An 18117-nucleotide genomic window follows, 5' to 3' on the forward strand; every position below is an offset into this window, starting at 1 on the left:
TCACTTGCCGGCGTTCTGAATGGTCGATGCAGCTATACGAGCTCGTACCTGCCCCGTAAATGTAATCGTTTTACCATTATCTGCAATGCGTAAACTTTCCGCATTGATCGACCCTTCCTTGGTCTTGATGGCAACGGGTTTGTCCGTATCCATCGTTCCGGCCTTCAGGTCGACATTTGCAGACTGGAATTTCGCTTGTAATCCATTGCTCAGATTGATGTCAAAGGGGGCCGTCATCTGCAACCGGTTCGTTGCGCGATCAAACAGGCCTTCCTGCGCCACCACCTGCGCCACGATGTCATTCATCGGCACTGCCGCCAGCACTTTTTCAAGCGTCATAAGGTTTGGGCTGTCAATATCCTGCAGCGCTCTTTCGGCATTCATCGAATAGTCGAAGCCCTGATTGTTGCGGCCTGCAAGGGCGGGCTTTTCCATGACGATCTTGCCGTCCTCGACCTTCGAGCTTTCAAGCGTTACCTCGTCCGGCACCCAGGTTCGGATCAGAGAAACCGCAATGAAGGACAGCGATATGATGGCCGCACCGAGTGGAAGAATGACCTTGAGCCTTCGCACCCGCGCAGAGTGGCGCACCGCCTTGATATAGGCGTTCTCCTGTCCGTGGGACAGCGCAAGACTGGGGCTGGGTTGGCTTAGTCGCTCAAGCATTCTGAAGGATCCGGGGGTCAAGACTGTCGCATCATCAGGTTGAAGCGACCTTACTCACTCTAACATTGGGTCTGGCGCGAGGCCATGCCCTGCCAATATGGTTTTTCTCTGCAGTATCGCAAGGGTTACGTTATTTTTCTCAAAAGGATGCTTTCCCGTTTGTTTCCTTGCAAGAGGTGGCTACAAGGCTCATATGGCGAAGTTGAAGCGCTGTGGCGAGTGTTGGGCGAAAGGAAGCACATGGATCAGATGGCAATCGCAGACCGCAGACAATTGCGGCGCAAGCTGACCTTCTGGCGCGTCGCTGCCGTTTTCCTTCTGGTGGTCGGTGCCTTTGCACTCTACCGTTTTGCCCTGACGCCTCCGCAGCAGAGCGCCCGCCCGCACCTTGCGCGCATCGAGATTACGGGCCTGATCCAGGACGATACCGAGTTGCTGGAGCGGCTGAAGAAGATTGAAGAGAGCGACAGCGCCAAGGGGCTGATCGTTTCCATCTCCTCGCCCGGCGGGACCACCTATGGCGGCGAGCGCATTTTCAAGGCGATCCGCGCCATTGCCGAAAAGAAGCCGGTCGTCTCGGATGTGCGCACTCTGGCCGCCTCCGCTGGCTATATGATCGCGGCGGCTGGCGATACGATCATCGCAGGTGACACGTCGATCACCGGTTCCATCGGCGTCATCTTCCAGTATCCGCAGGTCGGACCATTGCTTGAAAAGCTTGGCGTCTCGCTGCAGGAAATCAAATCCTCGCCGATGAAGGCCGAGCCATCGCCTTTCCATGAACCGCCGGAAGAATCCAAGACCATGATCCGCAATATGGTCATGGACAGCTATGGCTGGTTCGTTGATCTGGTGGCCGACCGCCGCAAGCTGCCGCGCGATGAGGTTTTGAAGCTTGCCGATGGCTCGATCTTCACCGGACGACAGGCCCTTGCCGTCAAACTCATAGACACATTGGGTGGCGAAAAGGAAATTCGCGCCTATTTCGATGGCCGCGATGTTGCCAAGGATCTGCCCATCGTCGAATGGACCGCGCCTTCCCAGCGTTCGCCCTTGGCGCTCTTCAGCATCGCTGGCCTTGCAAAAATGCTGGGCTATGATGAATTTCTGCCATTTAACGTGCCGCGCCAACTGGGAGCCGACAAGTTGTTTCTTGACGGTCTTGTCTCTGTTTGGCAGGTTAGAGAACGTTAAAAATCCAATCCTTTCAGGGGGCAACCGTGATTAAGTCTGAACTGGTGCAGATCGTGGCTGCGCACAACCCGCACCTTTACCATCGCGACGTCGAAAATATCGTCAACGCCGTTCTGGATGAAATCACGGATGCGCTCGCTGCCGGCAACCGCGTGGAGCTTCGCGGCTTCGGCGCTTTTTCCGTCAAGAACCGTCCTTCACGCTCCGGGCGCAACCCGCGCACGGGTGAATCGGTTTTCGTCGAGGAAAAGTGGGTTCCCTTCTTCAAGACCGGCAAGGAACTGCGTGAGCGGCTCAACCCGGGCATGAGCGACGTCGAAGACGAAGACTGAGGCGGGATCCGCAATGCAATCGGTCAGCAACGGTTGAGCCGGAGCAATCGGCGTCCTATGTGATGTCCATGCAGTCTGAAGGCCCCTAAAGACGGAGTATCGTTGGATGCCCAAAAAGATCATCAACCTTCTGGTTCTCGTGCCGCTCGCCATCATTCTGGTGGTCTTGTGTGTGGCCAACCGGCAATCTGTGACGCTGGCGCTCAATCCCTTCAAGCCGGACGATGTGCTGATGTCATTCTCGGCGCCATTTTTCGTATTCATCTTCCTGTCGCTCATTCTGGGTGTGGTGCTGGGCTCTCTGGTCACCTGGTTTTCTCAGGGCAAGTACCGCAAGCGGGCGCGCACCGAAGCCAAGGAAGCGGTGCGCTGGCACGATGAGGCCAATCGTCACAAGGCGGCTGCCAATGCGGTTGTTGTCAGCACGCCAACCAGCGCGCAGATCGCCGCCAAGTAAAATTCCGCGTGAAGCGATACGGGTTTCAGCCGCAGCCCTTTGATAATGGCGCGCCTTGATGATATTCGCTGTCGCATGAGATGCGGTCAGACCTGGAAAGAACCCCGTTGAAGAAAAAAGAAAACCGCCCGGGCGCCAAGCAGCGCGCGGGACAGGAACCTCGAAACAAAAGTGCTGCCAAGCCCGCTCGGCCCAAAAATGCCGAGACGCGGACGCGCACGCCTGATTACGTTCGCTCGGCCGGAGCCCCGCCGGTAAAGGCTGGCCCAAGGGACGCGCCGAAGGATGCCTCAAAGGCAAAAGCCAGACCGCAGGCGGCTGAGGCTGAACAGGTTCCGCCGCGTCCCCTGAAGGACCGCACCGGCGCTCTGCCTGCCGAAAATGTCCCCGTTATTCTGGAATCGCTTGGCGCGGGTGACTTCCACCTCATCGACAGCGGCAATGCGCTCAAGCTCGAGCAATATGGCCAGTACCGTATCGTGCGGCCGGAAGCGCAGGCCTTGTGGCGACCAACCTTGCCGCAGCGCGTGTGGGATAATGCCGATTCCATCTTCTCTGGTGATACGGATGAGGACGGCATGGGACGCTGGCGCTTTCCCAAGGAGCCGCTTGGAGAAACATGGCCGCTGTCCCTTCTCGGCGTGAATTTTCTGGGCCGCTTTACCGCCTTCCGCCACGTCGGTGTCTTCCCGGAACAGATCGTTCACTGGGAATGGCTGAAGGCTAAGATTGAAGCATCTGACCGGCCGCTTAAAGTTCTGAACCTGTTTGGCTATACCGGTGTTGCCTCGCTGGTGGCGGCTGCTGCCGGTGCGGAAGTGACCCATGTGGATGCCTCCAAGAAGGCAATCGGCTGGGCGCGGGAAAATCAGGCGCTGGCGGGTCTCGAAAATGCGCCAATCCGCTGGATCTGCGAAGATGCGATGAAATTCATTCTGCGCGAAGAACGGCGCGGCAACACCTACGACATCATTCTCACCGATCCGCCGAAATTCGGTCGCGGAACCCATGGCGAAATCTGGGAACTGTTCGACCACCTGCCGTTAATGCTGGATGTGTGCCGCGAAATCCTGTCGCCGAATGCGCTGGGACTTGTGCTGACGGCCTATTCCATCCGCGCCAGTTTCTATTCGATGCATGAACTGATGCGCGAAACCATGCGCGGCGCGGGCGGTGAAGTATCCTCCGGCGAACTCGTGATCCGCGAAGCTGGCCTTGATGGCAAGACGCAAGGGCGCGCCCTTTCCACCTCACTCTTTAGCCGTTGGGTGCCAAAATGAACGATGAGCGCCGTGAAAACAGACCGGGCCGGGTAGGGCAGGTCAAGGAGGTCACCAGCCTCTCCAATCCTATTATTAAGGACATCAAGAACCTGACCCAGAAGAAGGGGCGGGAAGAAACTGGCACCTTCATGGCCGAAGGTCTGAAGCTGGTCATCGATGCGCTGGAGCTGGGCTGGACGATCCGCACGCTGGTTTACGCCAAGAATGCAAAGGGCAAGTCGCTGGTTGAGCAGGTTGCGACAAAGACCGTTGCGTCCGGTGGCCTTGTGCTTGAGGTCACCGAAAAAATCCTGTCGTCCATCACCCGTCGCGATAATCCGCAGATGGTGGTGGGGATTTTCGATCAGAAATGGACTAACCTCCGGGATATCCAGCCGGAAAGCGGCCAGACCTATATCGCGCTGGATCGAGTACGCGATCCCGGCAATCTCGGCACCATCATCCGCACGGCGGATGCGGCAGGCGCTTCCGGCGTGATCCTGATAGGCGATTGCACCGATCCGTTTTCGCTCGAAACAGTGCGCGCCACCATGGGCTCGGTCTTTGCGATTTCGGTGGCGCATGCAACCGTCGAGGAATTTCTGAGCTGGAAAAAATCAGCCGGTGTCAGTGTTGTGGCGACCCATCTGGCCGGTTCGGTCGATTACAGAACCATCGACTATAAGAAGAGACCTACGGTGCTTTTGATGGGCAATGAGCAGGGCGGCCTGCCACCAGAGCTTGCCTCGAAGGCCGATCAACTGGCGCGCATTCCCCAGCAGGGCCGTGCCGATTCGCTCAATCTGGCGATTGCGACCGGTGTCATGCTGTTTGAAGCCCGCCGCCACCTTCTCGAACTTGCACCGGTGACATGATGGAAATAACAAAGCCCGCTTTGTTCTCAAGACTGGTTCCGGCTGTGTCGCTGATCGTGATCGCGCTGATCCTTGATCAGGTCATCAAGATTATGGTCGAAACCTATCTCCCCTTGCAGGAAATGGTGCCGGTCGTGCCGTTTCTGGCGCTATACCGCACCTATAATCTCGGCGTTGCCTTCTCGATGCTGGCTGACATGGAAGGCTGGTTCATCGTCACTATGCGCCTTGTCATCGTCGGCTTCGTCATATGGCTGTGGCGCAAGACTGACGCCGACCGCACCTTTGCCCATCTCGGTTTCGCGCTGATCATTGCCGGAGCGGCGGGCAATATCTTTGACCGTTTTCTCTATGGCCATGTGATCGATTATATTCTGTTTCATACGCAGACATGGTCCTTTGCGGTGTTTAATCTGGCGGATTCTTTCATCACCATCGGCGCGGCCTGCGTTATTCTGGATGAAATTCTTCACGCCCGGGCGAAGAAAAGCTAAAACTTTAATCTTCCTGCCAAGCCAATCCAAACAGCTTCCATGTTAGCACCGCTTGCATGAGCGAATTGGCAATACTGAAAGACCGGCTGTCCGAAACATTCGGTTCCGTTGAGGCGGATGAGGGACTGACCATAGCGTCGGCCGTTCCCGCCCGTGCGGAACGGCTGAGATCACCCCTTTATATCCGTTTGCTCCGCGCAATGACGCTGTTCACAGCCGGTTGCGGTTTTGCCTTCGCTAGCGCCGTCTATCTCGGCGGCAACGCTGCGCTCTACATGGCGGCGGTCTCGGTGGCGATCTGCGTGTTCTGCGCCGTCTACATGATGGTCCGCTCTTCCATGCTGCGCCAGGCATCCATGCAGCACGCCAATCTCCTCGATGCGCGCCACCGCCAGAACGCGGCCTTGATGGCGGAAATCCATGAGGCGATGGGCGACATTGTCGTGACACGCGATATGGACCGGCGCATCGTTAACGCCAACGTCGCCTTTTGCGAAATGACTGGCTGCGCGGAACCCTTCGGCAAGACCTGTGAGGAAATCGGCATCGCATTCCGCCCTGGTGGCAAGGCCCATTGCTATGATGTGGAAATTGCCACGCCCTACGGCCAGCGCATTTTCACATGGCATGATGTGGTGGCCAATGATCCGGCCAGCAGCCGTCTGGTCATTTCCAGCCTTGCGCGTGATGTGACCGATGAGCGCGCAGCGCTCAGAACCCGCGAAGACGCAAGACTGCGGGCTGAAAACGCCAATGCCGCAAAGGGCCGCCTTTTGGCCACCGTCAGCCATGAAATTCGCCTACCATTATCGGGCATTCTCGGCATGAACCATCTGCTGTCGCAGACGAAGCTAACGCAGGAGCAGCGCAATTATCTGGATGGCATGCGTCAATCCGGGCAGTCTCTGGTGCAACTCGTTGAAGACCTGCTGGATTTTTCCACCATGGAGGCCGGGCGGTTCAGGCTCAATCCGAGAGCGGAAAACCTGCGCCAGTTGATCGAGAGTGTGGTGGAAATGCTGGCTCACCGCGCCCATGAAAAAGGCATCGAGATCGCCTCTATCATCGCGGCAGACGTGCCGGATTGCCTCGATTTTGATCCGGCGCGGCTGCGCCAGGTGCTGTTCAATCTCATCGGAAATGCGGTGAAGTTTACGACCAAAGGCGGCGTGCTGGTGCGCGCCTCAATGAGCGGCGAGACGCTGTCCATTGCGGTTCAGGATACCGGCCCCGGCATCGGCAAGGCGGAACAGGCCCGCATTTTCGGCGAGTTCGAACAGGCGGGCTCCAGATCTCAGAAAAATGCTGGCACGGGCCTGGGACTTGCCATATCCGCCCGAATTATCAGAGAGTTTGGCGGCGCACTGATGGTGGAGAGCAGGAAGGGTGAAGGCAGCGTCTTTACCGCCACATTCAAGCCCGCCTCTGCACCCGTGCTCGATATGGCACCCAGCCGCGCGGCGGCGCTTGCCAGATCCAACGTTCTTTTGCTTGCGCCAGCAGGCGTTGCCGCTGTCGCGACAGCGGATGTGATACGGGCGTTGGGAGGCACCTGCACATTGCTCTCGACACCACGACAGTTGAAGGCGCACAGGCTGCAAGCGCCTGAAGAACTGGCCGACGTCACCGATATCATCATCGACCACCGTGTGGCCGCGTCGTTCCGCGACGCTTTGAAGAGCTGGCCATCCAGAGCTGATCGGCCCGTGCGCCAGATCCTGCTCGTCAATCCGGAAGAGCGTGCTGCCCAGCCCAAGGAAGATTTCGATGCCTGGTTGATCCGTCCGCTGCGCGAAAAATCGCTGGTCGACGTTCTCTGCGGTCGCCTGCGTGGTGTTGAACGGCGCGATGCCATCAATGACAACCAGCATCCGGGCTTCGGCTTCTCATCCGCGCTCGATAAAACATCCGACGAGCTTGATGTGCTCATAGCCGAGGACGATCCTGTCAACGCCCGTATTCTGCGGGCTGTGCTGGAAAAATCCGGCTGCCGCGTGCGAATGGTCACCGATTTCAAAGCCCTGACCAATGCTTTGACCGGGGAAAGCGCATCCTTGCCCGATCTCATCATTTCCGATCTTCACATGCCTTTCGGTGATGGGCTGGAGGTGCTGCCGCGTCTCAGCGCATCCTTGAACAGTCAAAAGCGCTTGCCCATCATGGTGCTGAGCGGCGATACGACGCCGGATACACAATCATTTTTGGCAGGGGCAGGCATCAGTGCCGTGCTCGCCAAACCGGTGGAACCCAAGCGTCTAATCGAAGAAGTGCTGCGACTGTTTCCACAAAATCGCACTGGTGTTTTTTAAGCCGGAACTGTTGCCTGTTACGCGGCTAACTGTCACTGTTTTGTCGTCAAGAAGTGATTTATGACAGCCAGAACAAACACGGTGGTGGGGCGATTCTCCATGGTCACGGAAATTCTTGAACACGACATTCGCGAACGCAATGTCATCGGAAATATCGGGCCGGTTTCGCCACCGCGCAACGACGACGTGTTCGGGCGCATTGGTCCGCTGGAGACCCGGCTTGCCCGCAACGAACGCGAGATCGATGCGGCGCAACATGTCCGCTTCCGGGTCTTTGTGGAAGAAATGGGTGCGCGGCTTCCCGCAGACGCCATGCGCCGCAACCGCGATATCGATGCGTTCGATGCGGTGTGCGATCACCTTTTGGTGCTGGACAACTCGATAGAGGGTGATCCGGAAGACCAGATCGTCGGAACCTACCGGCTGCTGCGCCAGGAAACGGCCTTTGCCTATAATGGTTTTTACTCGGCCAGCGAATTCGATATCGAAGGCCTGATCGCCCGCCATCCCGGCAAACGCTTCATGGAGCTTGGCCGCTCCTGCGTGCTGCCACAATATCGCACCAAGCGAACCGTCGAATTGCTGTGGCAGGGCAACTGGGCCTATGCCGTTCGCCACCGCATGGACGCCATGATTGGCTGTGCATCCTTTCCCGGTGTCCAGCCGGAAGCCCATGCGCTGGCGCTGTCCTTCCTGCACCACACCTGCGGTGCCAAGGGCGATTGGGCGGCGCAGGCGCTGCCGGAGCTTTACCGCGAGATGGACATGATGCCGGTTGAGGCGATCAATCCGCGCAAGGCGCTTGTGGGCATGCCACCGCTCATCAAAGGATACATGCGCCTTGGTGCCATGTTCGGCTCCGGTGCCGTCGTCGACCATGCCTTCAACACGACGGATGTTCTCGTCATCCTGCCTGTTTCATCGATTGCGGGTCGCTACATCAATTATTATGGCGGCGAGGCCTATCGCTTCAACGGGTAAGATTTGAACCTTCCTGTGGGCAGGCTGCTTGAGTGTGTTGTGGTGAAGGGGTGGGACCGTTAGTCTCTGTGCTCGTTTCCCCTAGACAACAGCGATATTGTAAAGCCATTGACGGACGTTCATTCCACCGCCTCGCTCGTTTCACCGGAAAGCCGCGCATCGGCCACGCCGATGATGGAGCAATATATCGAGATCAAAGCGAACAACCCCGGTTCGCTGCTGTTCTACCGAATGGGCGATTTCTACGAGTTGTTCTTCGATGATGCGGCGGAAGCGTCCCGCGCGCTGGGCATCACGCTGACGAAACGCGGCCAGCATCTGGGACAGGACATCCCCATGTGCGGCGTGCCCGTTCATGCAGCCGATGATTACCTGCAAAAGCTCATTCTGCGTGGATATCGCGTGGCCGTGTGTGAGCAGACGGAAGATCCGTCAGAAGCCAAAAAGCGCGGCTCGAAATCCGTCGTGCGCCGGGATGTGGTGCGGCTGGTCACACCGGGAACGCTGACGGAAGAAAAGCTGCTTTCGCCCGAGGAATCCAACTATCTGATGGCGCTTGCCCGCATCAAGGGCAGTTCCGAGGCGCAGTTTGCGCTGGCCTGGATCGATATTTCCACCGGTGTCTTTCGTCTGGCCGAGACAACGCTGACGCGGCTTCTGGCCGATATCTGGCGCATTGATCCACGGGAACTGATTGTTGCCGACAGCCTGTTTCATGATGAAGAGCTGAAAGCGGTTTTTGACGTTCTGGGCCGTGTGGCCGTGCCGCAGCCTGCAGTTCTGTTTGATAGCGCAACGGCGGAAGGCCGGGTTGCCCGCTATTTCGGCGTGACCACGCTGGATGGTTTCGGCACCTTTTCCCGCGTCGAGATGGCGGCGGCTGCCGCTGCCGTTGCCTATGTCGAAAAAACCCAGATCGCCGAGCGCCCACCTCTGGCCGCGCCTGAGCGGGAAAGTGCCGCCTCGACGCTGTTCATCGACCCCGCCACACGCGCCAATCTGGAGCTGACCAAGACGCTGTCGGGCGAACGCGACGGTTCTCTGCTTCACGCCATCAACCGCACGGTGACCGGTGGCGGTGCGCGTTTGCTTGCAGAGCGGCTGATGTCGCCCCTGACGGATGCCGACAGGATCAACGCACGCCTGGATGCGATCGGCTACCTACTGGATGATGTGTCGCTATCCGATGGTTTGCGTGATGCACTGAAACAGGTGGCTGATATGCCGCGCGCGCTGTCGCGGCTGGCGCTGGACCGCGGCGGGCCGCGGGATCTTGGCGCTATCCGGCTCGGCTTATCTGCCGCAGCCAATGTTGCCGACCTTCTGGATCAGGGCCTGTTGCCGGATGAGCTGGCCGAGGCGCTTGCCGCGCTGAAGGCGCTTCCGGTACCGCTTGAGGGCATGTTGAGCGCCATGCTTGCCGATGAGTTGCCATTGCTGAAACGCGATGGTGGTTTCGTGCGGGAGGGTTCCAACAGCGAACTGGACGATATCCGGGCGCTGCGCGACCAGTCCCGCCGGGTCATCGCCGGGCTGCAACTGCAATATGCCGAAGAGACGGGCATCAAGTCGCTGAAGATCAAGCACAATAATGTGCTGGGATATTTCATCGAGGTGACAGCAGGCAATGCCGATGTGATGATGACGGGAGACGAAGCCAAGGCGCGCTTCATTCACCGCCAGACCATGGCAGGCGCGATGCGCTTTACCACCACCGAACTTGCCGATCTGGAAAGCCGCATTGCCAATGCCGCTTCGCAGGCGCTCGCCATCGAATTGCAGGCCTTCGAGCAGATGGTCCAGGCCGTGGTGTCCAATGCGGAGGCCATCAAGGCAGGCGCGCAGGCGCTGGCCAGGATCGACGTCGCCACAAGTCTTGCACATCTGGCTGCCGAACAGGCCTATTGCCGCCCTGTGGTCGATGGCTCGATGATGTTCGACATCAAGGGCGGTCGCCACCCGGTGGTGGAACAGGCGCTGCGCCGCCAGTCCTCGGGTCCGTTTATTGCCAATCATTGCGATCTCTCGGCTGTGAACGGCAATCGCAACGGCGCGATCTGGCTGCTGACCGGCCCGAATATGGGCGGTAAATCCACCTTCCTGCGCCAGAATGCGCTGATTGCCATTCTGGCCCAGATCGGCTCCTTCGTTCCGGCGGAAGCGGCCCATATCGGCATTGTCGACCGCCTGTTTTCCCGCGTGGGTGCGTCGGATGACCTTGCGCGCGGACGCTCCACCTTCATGGTGGAAATGGTGGAAACGGCTGCCATCCTCAACCAGGCCACAGACCGCTCGCTGGTTATTCTCGATGAAATCGGGCGCGGCACGGCGACCTTTGACGGTCTCTCGATTGCATGGGCGGCAGTGGAGCATCTGCATGAGGTGAACCGTTGCCGTGGATTGTTTGCCACCCACTTCCACGAATTGACGGTGCTGTCTGAAAAGCTCGGTCGTCTGTCCAACGCCACGATGAAAGTGCGCGAGTGGGAAGGTGACGTGATCTTCCTGCACGAGGTTGGCCCCGGTGCGGCCGATCGCTCCTACGGTATCCAGGTGGCAAAGCTTGCCGGCCTTCCGGCGTCGGTCGTCGAGCGCGCGCGGGCGGTTCTCAACCAGCTTGAAGATGCCGACCGCAAGAACCCGGCAAGCCAGTTGATTGATGATCTGCCGCTGTTTCAGATTGCCGTGCGGCGAGAGGAAAGCCGCAGCAACGGCAATTCCAAGGTGGATGAGGCGCTGAAGGCGCTCAACCCGGATGAGATGACCCCCCGTGAGGCGCTGGATGCGCTTTATGTGCTCAAGAAACAACTTGGCAAGGCTTGAGCCTTACAGTGCGCCTTGTGAAGGGCACTGAACTTTAGATGTGCCTGTCCATCACGCCTAAAAATCGCTATAGGCCTATGCCGAATGCATAGACCGGATGAAATGGATATCGGCATCAATGGCCATGAAAGACCTGGATTTCTCATCGATACTGGATGTTGATGCGCTGAAGCGGGAATGCCAACTCGTCTTTCAGGGCGATGGGCAGCGCGTTTCCGATGTGCGCGCCGACCTGTTGCCGATTTTCAAGAAAGCCAGTGCGCAAGGCCGGGAAAAAGCGCGTGAATTGCTGGATACGGAAGGCGGCGGTATCGATTGCGCGCGCCGGATTTCATGGCTTCAGGACCGCTTGATCGAAGTGCTGTTTGACCTTGCCTGTGAGCATGTCTACCCCAATGATGCGTGCCAGATCGCAATCACCGCCGTTGGCGGCTATGGCCGTGGCACGCTGGCACCGGGCTCCGATATCGACCTTCTGTTCCTGTTGCCCTCCAAAAACACCCCTGAAATGACCAAGGCCATAGAGTTTGTTCTCTATATTCTGTGGGATATCGGCTTCAAGGTTGGCCATGCCACGCGCACGGTGGATGAGTGCATTCGCCTGTCCAAGGCCGATATGACGATCCGCACAGCCATTCTTGAAATGCGCGCCATCTGCGGCAAGCAATCGCTGGCCGATGAGCTGGAGCGGCGTTTCGAAACCGAAGTCGCGGCCAGCAGCGGGCCGGAATTCATTGCAGCAAAGCTTGCCGAGCGCGACCAGCGCCACCGCAAGGCAGGCGATACGCGCTATCTGGTTGAGCCGAATGTGAAGGAAGGCAAGGGCGGTTTGCGCGACCTGCACACGCTGTTCTGGATTGCCAAATATTACTATCACGTCCGCGACACGGCAGAACTCGTCAAGCTGGGCGTCATTTCAAAGCGTGAGCTCAAACTCTTCGAAAAGGCCGATGACTTTCTCTGGACCGTGCGTTGCCAGATGCATTTCATCACTGGCAAGGCGGAAGAACGACTATCGTTCGACATTCAGCGTGAGATTTCAGCCGCACTGAATTACCAGCCGCGCCCCGGCCTGTCTGCCGTTGAACGCTTCATGAAGCATTACTTCCTTGTGGCCAAGGACGTGGGAGACCTGACCCGCATTCTGTGTGCAGCACTTGAAGACAGGCAGGCCAAGGATGTGCCCGGCCTTTCGGGCGTCTTCAGCCGCTTTGCCCACCGGCTGCGCAAGATCCCCGGTTCCGATGAATTCGTGGAAGATCGTGGCCGCATTGCGCTGGCCAATGCCGATGTGTTTCGCAATGACCCTGTCAGCATCATCAGGCTGTTCCATGTGGCTGACATCAACAATCTCGAACTGCATCCGGATGCGTTGCGTGTCGTGACCCGGTCCATGGCCTTGATCAACCATGAACTGCGCGAAAGCGAAGAGGCCAATCGCCTGTTTCTTTCCATCCTGACATCAAGGCGTGATCCAGCCTTGACCCTGCGCCGGATGAACGAGGCGGGCGTTCTGGGCAAGTTCATGCCGGAATTCGGCAAGATCGTCGCGATGATGCAGTTCAACATGTATCACCACTATACGGTGGATGAGCATCTGATCCGCTCAGTGGCGGTTCTGTCGGAAATCGAAAAGGGGCATGCGGTCGATACCCACCCGCTGGTCAACCAGCTGATGCCGGCGATTGAAGACCGCGAGGTGCTCTATGTGGCGGTGTTGCTGCATGATGTGGCCAAGGGTCGGCAGGAGGATCACTCCATTGCCGGTGCGCGGGTGGCGCGCAAACTGTGCCAGCGCTTCCGCCTTTCCAGCAAGCAGACCGAAACGGTGGTCTGGCTTATCGAGCAGCATCTGCTGATGTCGATGGTGGCGCAGACCCGCGACCTGCACGACCGCAAGACGATCACCGACTTTTCCGACAAGGTGCAGTCGATGGAGCGGCTCAAAATGCTGCTGATCCTAACCGTCTGCGATATCAGGGCCGTGGGGCCTGATGTGTGGAACGGCTGGAAGGGCCAGCTTTTGCGCACACTCTACTATGAAACCGAGCTGTTGCTGTCAGGTGGCTTTTCGGAAACATCGCGCAAGGAGCGCGCCAAGGTCGCCCGTCAGGCGCTGTACGATTCGCTGACCGATTGGGGCCAGAAGGCACGGCGCAAATATACCGGCCTGCATTACGAGCCCTATCTTCTGTCTGTTGATCTCAACGACCAGATCCGCCATACGCGCTTTCTGCGCGAAACGGACAAGCAGGAAAAAGCACTGTCCACCATGGTGCGAACCCACTCGTTCCACGCCATCACTGAAATCACCGTTCTGGCTCCCGACCATCCACGCCTTCTGTCCATCATAACAGGGGCCTGTGCCGCTGCCGGTGCCAACATTGCCGATGCGCAGATCTTCACCACCTCGGACGGGCGTGCGCTTGATACGATCCTCATCAACCGCGAATTCCCCATCGATGAGGATGAGACCCGCCGCGCCAACACCATCGGCAAGATGATCGAGGAGGTTCTGGCAGGCAAAAAGGGCATTCCGGAAATCATCGCCACGCGCACCAAAAGCCGCAAGAAGAGCAAGACCTTCAACATTCCGCCCTCGGTCACCATCTCCAACGGCCTTTCCAACAAGTTTTCGGTGATCGAGGTGGAATGCCTCGACAGGCCCGGCCTGTTGGCGGATATGACGGCGGTTCTGGCCGATCTGTCGCTCGACATCACCTCTGCCCGCATCACCACCTTCGGCGAGAAGGTCATCGATACATTCTATGTGACCGATCTCTTCGGCCAGAAGGTGATGACCGACAACCGCCAGGCCAGCATCGCCTCACGCCTGAAAGCCGTGATGGCCGAGCAGGAAGACGAACTGCGCGACCGTATGCCATCGGGCATCATCGCCCATCCCGATGTCGCGGCTCTGCCCGCTGCACGCACCGCGAAGGCTTGACGACACAATGGGATTGATCGCGAAATTCGCAACCGTCGGCTTTGCTACACTCGGTAGCCGGCTATTTGGCTTCGGGCGTGAGATGCTGATGGCCGCAGCCGTGGGCACGGGGCCGGTGGCGGATGCCTTCAATGCGGCATTCCGTTTTCCCAACACGTTCCGCCGCCTCTTTGCCGAGGGCGCCTTCAACTCAGCCTTCGTGCCACTCTTTGCCAAGGAAATCGAAGCAAACGGCATGGAAGGCGCCAAGCGCTTTTCGGAAGAGGTTTTCGGCGTTCTCTTTACCGTGCTGATGGTGCTGACGATCCTCATGGAAGTGTCGATGCCGTTCATTGTGCGCACGGTGATCGCGCCAGGCTTTGTCGATGATCCCACAAAATTCGATAACACCGTTCGCCTCGCAACGATCATGTTCCCCTATCTTGCCTGCATGTCGCTGGCGGCGATGATGGGCGGCATGCTGAACTCGCTGCATCGCTATTTCGCGGCAGCCATTGCGCCTGTTTTCCTCAATATCATCCTTATCGGCGTGCTGGGTTTTGCCTGGTGGAAGAATTATGACCCGTTGCAGGTGGGCTTCGCGCTCTCCTGGGGTGTCATGGCGGCTGGTTTCGTGCAACTGGCCATCGTCTGGCTTGCGGTGCGCAATGCCGGTATCAAGATCGGCTTTCGACGTCCGCGCATGACCGGCAACGTCAAGCGCCTGCTGGTGCTGGCCTTTCCCGCAGCCATCACCGGCGGCATTACGCAGATCAACCTGTTGATCAACACCAACATCGCATCCGGCAAGGATGGCGTCATCTCGTCGATGGCCTATGCGGACCGCATCTATCAGCTGCCGCTGGGTGTTGTCGGCATTGCTGTGGCGACGGTGCTGTTGCCGGAGCTTGCCCGCGCATTGCGTGGCGGGCATCAGGTGGAAGCGGCCAATCTGCAAAACCGCTCCGTCGAATTCGTGATGTTCCTGACGCTGCCTGCCGCCGCCGCCCTGCTGGTCATGGCCGAGCCCATCGTGCGCTTCCTCTATGAGCGCGGCAACTTCTCCGCATCCGCAACCGGAACAGTAGCGGAGATCTTAGGCATTTATGGCCTTGGCCTTCCTGCCTTCGTGCTGATCAAGGCTTTCATTCCCGGTTTCTTTGCCCGCGAAGACACCCGCACTCCAATGATCTTTGCGGCCATTTCGGTTGTCGTGAACGTCTCGATGGCGCTCACCCTGTTTCCGGCCTATGGCGGCCCCGGCATTGCGACCGCCGAAATCACCGCTGGCTGGGTGAATGCGGCTCTGCTGTTCGGTATGCTTCTATGGCGCGGCCATTGGAAAATCGACCTCCCACTGTTGACCCGCATTCCCCGGCTTCTGATTGCGGCGGGACTCATGGCCTTGGCCATCCACTACGCGCTTGCCTATTTTGCATTCGAGCTGTCATCCGCCGCATCCATACCGGTCAGAGCCGGAACGCTTCTCGGCCTCGTTTTTGCCGCCGCAGTCCTTTATTTCGGACTGGCCTTTCTCTCAGGTGGAGCAAGCCTTGGCATGGTCAAGCGGGGACTGAAACGCAAGCCGAAGACCGTGGTCGAAGACAAGGAGACTTGATGGCCAGTTTTGTGTCGTCCAGACATCTCGCCCTCGTAACGCTTGTCGTTGATGACTACGACAGGGCGAAGGCTTTCTATTGCGATCTCCTGGGCTTCGACTGCGTGTCTGATGAGCCACTTCCCGACGGAAAGCGGTGGGTTGTGGTTACACCGAGGGAAACCCTTGGATTTGGGCTGCTGCTTGCGCAGGCCGATGGTCCACAACAAGATGCGGCCATCGGCAACCAGACGGGCGGGCGTGTCAGCTTCTTTCTACACACCGATGATTTTGCTGGCGATTTTGCGCTCATGACGGCAAGGGGCATCCAGTTTCTGGAGGAGCCACGCCACGAGGCATATGGCTCTGTGGCCGTCTTCGTGGATATCTACGGCAACAAATGGGATCTATTGCAGCCCGCGCGCTGAAATCACCGAAACTCCTTGATTACAGGCTGTTGCGGGTGCATAAGCGCGGCCAATTTGAAACATGAGGCAAGGCCCTCCACAAGCCTTTTCGAGGACGATCATGAACGCATTCAAGCCTTTGGTTTTCTCAGGCGTCCAGCCAACCGGAAATCTCCACCTCGGCAACTATCTCGGCGCGATCCGCAAATTCGTGGCGCTGCAGGAAGACAATGACTGCATCTATTGCGTCGTGGATATGCACGCCATTACCGCGCAACTGGTCCACAGCGATCTGAAGGCGCAGACGCGCTCGATTGCTGCGGCTTTCATTGCGGCGGGTATCGATCCGGTCAAGCACATCGTCTTCAACCAGTCTGCCGTTCCGCAGCATGCGGAACTTGCCTGGGTGTTCAACTGCGTGGCGCGCATCGGCTGGATGGAGCGCATGACGCAGTTCAAGGACAAGTCGGGCAAGAATGCCGAACAGGTTTCGCTCGGCCTGCTCGCCTATCCAAGCCTGATGGCCGCTGACATTCTGGTCTATCGCGCAACCCACGTTCCCGTGGGCGACGACCAGAAACAGCATCTTGAACTGGCACGCGACATCGCCCAGAAGTTCAATATCGATTTCAGCGACAACATCAAAAATGCAAACCTCGGCATCGACATCACCGTCGGTAACGAGCCGGTTCATGCCTATTTCCCGATGGTGGAGCCACTGATCGGTGGCCCGGCCCCGCGTGTTATGTCGCTCAAGGACGGCACGAAGAAAATGTCGAAGTCCGATCCGTCAGACCTGTCGCGCATCAATCTGATGGATGATGTCGATACGCTTTCGCGAAAGATCAAGAAGGCGAAGACGGACCCTGATGCTTTGCCGAGCGAAGTCGAGGGCCTGAAGGGCCGTGCGGAGGCCGAGAACCTTGTCGGTATTTATGCAGCCCTGTCCGACAAAACGAAGGCTGATGTTCTCACCGAATTTGGCGGGCAGCAATTTTCCGCCTTCAAGCCAGCCCTTGTCGATCTGGCCGTGAACGTACTCGCCCCGATCAACAGCGAGATGCGCCGCCTTCTGGATGATGTGAGCCACATTGACGCGATCCTCAAGCAGGGTGGCGAACGGGCAGGGGTTATTGCAGAAAAAACGATGAATGAAGTGCGCGACATCATCGGTTTCCTTCGCTAAGGCGAAGATCATTTCCCGTCTGTCGAAGCATTTTTAATCGCGGGAATTTGATATAAAGTCCGCCCGGGGCGTCGGGCGGCTTTGCCGTGACGGGGGAAACAGGAGTAGGCAATGGTATCGAAACGGCTTTCGCGTCTCGAAGGACACCGCCGGAAATTTCTGGTGGTCATCGACGGGACGCCAGAATGCGAAAGGGCCGTCCATTATGCCGGTCGCCGCGCAAAGAATTCCAACGGCGCTCTGGTGCTTCTCTATGTGATCCCGGAAGGTGACTTCCAGCAGTGGCTCGGCGTAGAGCAGATCATGCGCGCCGAGGCCCGTGAGGAAGCCGAGGCATCGCTGGCGAAAGTTGCGCAGAAGGTGCGCGAAAATGTGGGGCTGGAGCCCGAAGCTGTCATTCGCGAGGGCAGTGCGGCCGAACAGATCCACGGGCTGATCGAAGAAGACCGTGATATCGCCATCCTCGTTCTGGCATCAGGTTCGACAAAGGAAGGCCCAGGACCGCTGGTTTCGTCCATTGCCGGGCGCGGAACGGCGTTCCCCATCCCCGTCACGGTTCTGCCGGACAGTTTGACGGATGAGGAAATCGACGCGCTTTGCTGAGAAAG

At 58.3% G+C, this 18117-nt stretch carries 15 protein-coding genes; 14 read left to right on the plus strand and 1 reads right to left on the minus strand.

The annotated features are described in order from the left end of the window. Positions 1–666, minus strand: a complete 666-nt coding sequence (gene lptC / locus ACQZ51_RS00555) for an LPS export ABC transporter periplasmic protein LptC (protein WP_448774457.1) — start codon at positions 664–666, stop codon at positions 1–3. Between the two features lie 240 nt (positions 667–906). On the opposite strand from lptC, the gene sppA reads away from it, so the two are divergent. The 14 genes from sppA (at position 907) to ACQZ51_RS00625 (ending at position 18112) form a co-directional block, all read left to right on the plus strand. Beyond that, the gene (gene sppA / locus ACQZ51_RS00560) at positions 907–1860 is read left to right on the plus strand and encodes a signal peptide peptidase SppA (protein WP_448774459.1); all 954 of its coding nucleotides are present in this window, start codon (positions 907–909) and stop codon (positions 1858–1860) included. Between the two features lie 2 nt (positions 1861–1862). Then, positions 1863–2192 (plus strand): integration host factor subunit beta, encoded by a 330-nt coding sequence (locus ACQZ51_RS00565; RefSeq protein WP_269082219.1) that lies wholly within the window; start codon positions 1863–1865, stop codon positions 2190–2192. Between the two features lie 106 nt (positions 2193–2298). Next, the gene (locus ACQZ51_RS00570; protein ID WP_448774460.1) at positions 2299–2649 is read left to right on the plus strand and encodes a LapA family protein; all 351 of its coding nucleotides are present in this window, start codon (positions 2299–2301) and stop codon (positions 2647–2649) included. 107 nt (positions 2650–2756) lie between these two features. Beyond that, positions 2757–3929 (plus strand): class I SAM-dependent methyltransferase, encoded by a 1173-nt coding sequence (locus tag ACQZ51_RS00575; RefSeq protein ID WP_448774461.1) that lies wholly within the window; start codon positions 2757–2759, stop codon positions 3927–3929. After that, complete coding sequence (locus ACQZ51_RS00580; protein ID WP_448774463.1) at positions 3926–4786, plus strand: TrmH family RNA methyltransferase; 861 nt, start codon at positions 3926–3928, stop codon at positions 4784–4786. Before ACQZ51_RS00575 ends, ACQZ51_RS00580 begins: the two co-directional genes overlap by 4 nt. Then, the gene (gene lspA / locus ACQZ51_RS00585) at positions 4783–5280 is read left to right on the plus strand and encodes a signal peptidase II (RefSeq protein ID WP_448774464.1); all 498 of its coding nucleotides are present in this window, start codon (positions 4783–4785) and stop codon (positions 5278–5280) included. The genes ACQZ51_RS00580 and lspA overlap by 4 nt, the downstream gene beginning before the upstream one ends. A gap of 56 nt (positions 5281–5336) precedes the next feature. Then, positions 5337–7589, plus strand: a complete 2253-nt coding sequence (locus ACQZ51_RS00590; protein ID WP_448774466.1) for an ATP-binding protein — start codon at positions 5337–5339, stop codon at positions 7587–7589. A 99-nt stretch (positions 7590–7688) separates the two neighbouring features. Continuing rightward, complete coding sequence (gene olsB / locus ACQZ51_RS00595) at positions 7689–8570, plus strand: l-ornithine N(alpha)-acyltransferase (RefSeq protein WP_042616390.1); 882 nt, start codon at positions 7689–7691, stop codon at positions 8568–8570. Positions 8571–8741: 171 nt separating this feature from the next. After that, entirely contained in the window at positions 8742–11393 is a 2652-nt protein-coding gene (mutS, locus tag ACQZ51_RS00600; protein ID WP_448775689.1) for a DNA mismatch repair protein MutS, read from the plus strand. Between the two features lie 118 nt (positions 11394–11511). Next, positions 11512–14340: a [protein-PII] uridylyltransferase gene (locus ACQZ51_RS00605; RefSeq protein WP_448774468.1), complete on the plus strand. Its 2829-nt coding sequence runs from the start codon at positions 11512–11514 to the stop codon at positions 14338–14340. 7 nt (positions 14341–14347) lie between these two features. After that, on the plus strand, positions 14348–15937 hold the full coding sequence (gene murJ / locus ACQZ51_RS00610; protein ID WP_448774469.1) for a murein biosynthesis integral membrane protein MurJ: 1590 nt from the start codon (positions 14348–14350) through the stop codon (positions 15935–15937). Next, entirely contained in the window at positions 15937–16344 is a 408-nt protein-coding gene (locus ACQZ51_RS00615) for a VOC family protein (protein ID WP_448774471.1), read from the plus strand. Before murJ ends, ACQZ51_RS00615 begins: the two co-directional genes overlap by 1 nt. Before the next feature lie 100 nt (positions 16345–16444). After that, the gene (trpS, locus tag ACQZ51_RS00620; protein WP_448774472.1) at positions 16445–17509 is read left to right on the plus strand and encodes a tryptophan--tRNA ligase; all 1065 of its coding nucleotides are present in this window, start codon (positions 16445–16447) and stop codon (positions 17507–17509) included. A gap of 111 nt (positions 17510–17620) precedes the next feature. Then, positions 17621–18112 carry a universal stress protein gene (locus ACQZ51_RS00625; RefSeq protein WP_243256857.1) on the plus strand — a complete coding sequence of 164 codons (492 nt, stop codon included), beginning with the start codon at positions 17621–17623 and terminating at the stop codon, positions 18110–18112. The last annotated feature ends 5 nt before the right edge of the window (positions 18113–18117 follow it).

This window comes from Agrobacterium sp. CG674 (assembly GCF_053521645.1).

Bases quoted from the DNA above. Each gene is read 5' to 3' on its own strand.
- lptC (WP_448774457.1), bottom strand. From the start codon at position 666: ATGCTTGAGCGACTAAGCCAACCCAGCCCCAGTCTTGCGCTGTCCCAC.
- sppA (WP_448774459.1), top strand. From the start codon at position 907: ATGGATCAGATGGCAATCGCAGACCGCAGACAATTGCGGCGCAAGCTG.
- ACQZ51_RS00570 (WP_448774460.1), top strand. From the start codon at position 2,299: ATGCCCAAAAAGATCATCAACCTTCTGGTTCTCGTGCCGCTCGCCATC.
- ACQZ51_RS00580 (WP_448774463.1), top strand. From the start codon at position 3,926: ATGAACGATGAGCGCCGTGAAAACAGACCGGGCCGGGTAGGGCAGGTC.
- lspA (WP_448774464.1), top strand. From the start codon at position 4,783: ATGATGGAAATAACAAAGCCCGCTTTGTTCTCAAGACTGGTTCCGGCT.
- ACQZ51_RS00590 (WP_448774466.1), top strand. From the start codon at position 5,337: ATGAGCGAATTGGCAATACTGAAAGACCGGCTGTCCGAAACATTCGGT.
- olsB (WP_042616390.1), top strand. From the start codon at position 7,689: ATGGTCACGGAAATTCTTGAACACGACATTCGCGAACGCAATGTCATC.
- mutS (WP_448775689.1), top strand. From the start codon at position 8,742: ATGATGGAGCAATATATCGAGATCAAAGCGAACAACCCCGGTTCGCTG.
- ACQZ51_RS00605 (WP_448774468.1), top strand. From the start codon at position 11,512: ATGGCCATGAAAGACCTGGATTTCTCATCGATACTGGATGTTGATGCG.
- murJ (WP_448774469.1), top strand. From the start codon at position 14,348: ATGGGATTGATCGCGAAATTCGCAACCGTCGGCTTTGCTACACTCGGT.
- ACQZ51_RS00615 (WP_448774471.1), top strand. From the start codon at position 15,937: ATGGCCAGTTTTGTGTCGTCCAGACATCTCGCCCTCGTAACGCTTGTC.
- trpS (WP_448774472.1), top strand. From the start codon at position 16,445: ATGAACGCATTCAAGCCTTTGGTTTTCTCAGGCGTCCAGCCAACCGGA.
- ACQZ51_RS00625 (WP_243256857.1), top strand. From the start codon at position 17,621: ATGGTATCGAAACGGCTTTCGCGTCTCGAAGGACACCGCCGGAAATTT.